This is a genomic window from Pseudomonas sp. NPDC089569, assembly GCF_050280625.1.
GTDB lineage: Bacteria > Pseudomonadota > Gammaproteobacteria > Pseudomonadales > Pseudomonadaceae > Aquipseudomonas.
Window position 1 is genome coordinate 1 of the sequence record NZ_JBNNVQ010000219.1, and the last position, 2,773, is coordinate 2,773.

General features: G+C 63.3%; 2 protein-coding genes. Both read left to right on the top strand.

Annotated elements, in window-relative coordinates; all coding sequences use genetic code 11:
• Window positions 1-2,132 (top strand): molybdopterin-dependent oxidoreductase (locus ACQKP2_RS32365; RefSeq protein WP_427582320.1); only part of this gene is annotated, 2,132 nt, incomplete at its 5' end.
• Window positions 2,129-2,773: complex I subunit 1/NuoH family protein (locus tag ACQKP2_RS32370; protein WP_427582321.1), on the top strand; the 645-nt coding region annotated here is incomplete at its 3' end. The genes ACQKP2_RS32365 and ACQKP2_RS32370, both read left to right, overlap by 4 nt.

Consider the following 2,773-nt stretch of genomic DNA (forward strand, 5'->3'; position numbering starts at 1 on the left):
TGCTTGATCAGGCGCGCCTGCGGATTTTCCGGATGAATCTGGAAAAATTGACTCATCGTTACAACCGCAAGTGGGACATGCAGTTCTCGCCGAGCATCTGCCATGGTTGCTCCAGCGGTTGCAACATCTCCCCGGGCGAGCGTTACGGTGAACTGCGCCGCATCGAAAACCGTTACAACGGTTCGGTCAACCAGTACTTCCTGTGCGACCGTGGCCGCTTCGGTTATGGCTACGTCAACCGCAAGGACCGTCCACGTCAGCCGCTGCTGGCCAACGGCACCAAGCTGAGCCTGGACGAAGCGCTGGATAAAGCCGCGGACTTGCTGCGCGGTCGCAACATTGTCGGTATCGGTTCGCCACGCGCCAGCCTCGAAAGCAACTACGCGTTGCGCGAACTGGTCGGCGCCGAGCACTTCTACTCCGGTATCGAAACCTCCGAGCTGGAGCGCATCCGTCTGGTCCTGCAAGTGCTCAAGGACAGCCCGCTGCCTGTGCCGAACATGCGCGACATCGAAGACCACGATGCCGTGTTCGTCCTCGGTGAAGACCTGACCCAGACTGCCGCCCGCATGGCCCTGGCCTTGCGCCAGTCGGTCAAGGGCAAGGCCGAAGACATGGCCGACGCCATGCGCGTTCAACCTTGGCTCGACGCCGCCGTGAAGAACATTGGCCAGCACGCGCTGAACCCGCTGTTCATCGCCAGCCTGGCTGAAACCAAGCTCGACGACATCGCCGAAGAGTGTGTGCACGCCGCTCCCGACGACCTGGCGCGTATCGGCTTCGCCGTGGCTCATGCCCTGGATGCCAGCGCTCCGGCCGTCGAAGGTCTGGACAGCGAAGCAACCGAGCTGGCCAAGCGCATCGCCGATGCCCTGCTGGCTGCCAAGCGCCCACTGATCATCGCCGGTACGTCCCTGGGCTCCAAGGCGCTGATTGAGGCGGCTGCCAACATTGCGAAAGCCCTGAAACTGCGCGAGAAGAACGGTTCCATCAGCCTGATCGTGCCGGAAGCCAACAGCCTCGGCCTGGCCATGCTCGGTGGCGAATCGGTCGATGCCGCGCTGCAAGCCGTGATCGAAGGCCGTGCCGATGCCATCGTCGTACTGGAAAACGATCTGTACACCCGTACCGACAAAGCCCGTGTCGATGCAGCCCTGAGCGCCGCGAAAGTGGTGATCGTGGCGGACCACCAGAAGACCGCAACCAGCGATCGCGCACATCTGGTTCTGCCGGCTGCCAGTTTCGCCGAAGGCGACGGTACCCTGGTCAGCCAGGAAGGCCGCGCCCAGCGTTTCTTCCAGGTGTTCGACCCGCAGTACATGGACGCCAGCATCCTGGTTCACGAAGGCTGGCGCTGGCTGCATGCCCTGCGTGCCACCCTGCTGAACAAGCCGATCGACTGGACGCAACTGGACCAGGTCACCGCAGCCGTTGCTTCGAGCACCGCGCAACTGGCCGGTATCGTCAACGCCGCGCCGTCCGCCGCGTTCCGTATCAAGGGTATGAAACTGGCCCGTGAGCCGCTGCGCTATTCCGGTCGTACCGCCATGCGCGCCGACATCAGCGTGCACGAACCGCGTACCCCGCAAGACAAGGACACCGCGTTCGCCTTCTCCATGGAAGGTTACTCGGGCTCGGCCGAACCGCGTCAGCAGGTGCCATTCGCCTGGTCGCCGGGCTGGAACTCGCCGCAGGCCTGGAACAAATTCCAGGACGAAGTCGGTGGTCACCTGCGTGCCGGCGATCCTGGCACTCGCCTGATCGAAAGCACCGGTGATGCGTTGAACTGGTTCGCCAGTGTTCCGCGTGCGTTCAGTCCTGCTCAAGGCACCTGGCAAGCCGTGCCGTTCTTCCACCTGTTCGGCAGCGAAGAAAACTCTTCGAAAGCCGCTCCGGTGCAGGAACGCATCCCGGCGGCCTACGTCGCTCTGGCCAAGTCGGAAGCCGATCGCCTGGGCGTCAACGACGGCGCCATGCTCAGCCTGAACGTCGCCGGTCAGACCCTGCGTCTGCCGCTGCGCATCAATGAAGAACTGGGCGCCGGCCTGGTGGCCCTGCCAGCGGGTATCGCCGGTATTCCACCGGCATTCGCGGGCGTTTCCGTCGACGGTCTGCAGGAGGCAGCGCAATGACCTGGTTCACCCCTGAAGTGATCGATGTGGTCCTGACGGTCATCAAGGCCATCGTCGTCCTGCTGGCCGTGGTGGTCTGCGGTGCGTTGCTCAGCTTTGTGGAACGTCGCCTGCTGGGCTGGTGGCAGGACCGTTATGGTCCGAACCGCGTCGGCCCGTTCGGCATGTTCCAGATCGCTGCCGACATGCTGAAGATGTTCTTCAAGGAAGACTGGACGCCGCCGTTTGCCGACAAGGTGATTTTCACCCTGGCACCGGTGGTGGCCATGAGCGCCCTGCTGATCGCCTTCGCCATCATCCCGATCACCCCGACCTGGGGCGTGGCGGACCTGAACATCGGCCTGCTGTTCTTCGCCATGGCCGGCCTGTCGGTCTACGCGGTGCTGTTCGCCGGCTGGTCCAGCAACAACAAGTTCGCCCTGCTGGGCAGCTTGCGGGCTTCGGCACAGACCGTGTCCTACGAAGTGTTCATGGGTCTGGCCCTGATGGGTGTCGTGGCCCAGGTCGGTTCCTTCAACATGCGCGACATCGTCGAGTACCAGGCGCAGAACCTGTGGTTCATCATTCCGCAGTCCTTCATCGGCACCGAGCGTCACGCTGTAGCCGTCGTGTTTGAAGCGCAGACGCAGATCCCGTGGCCA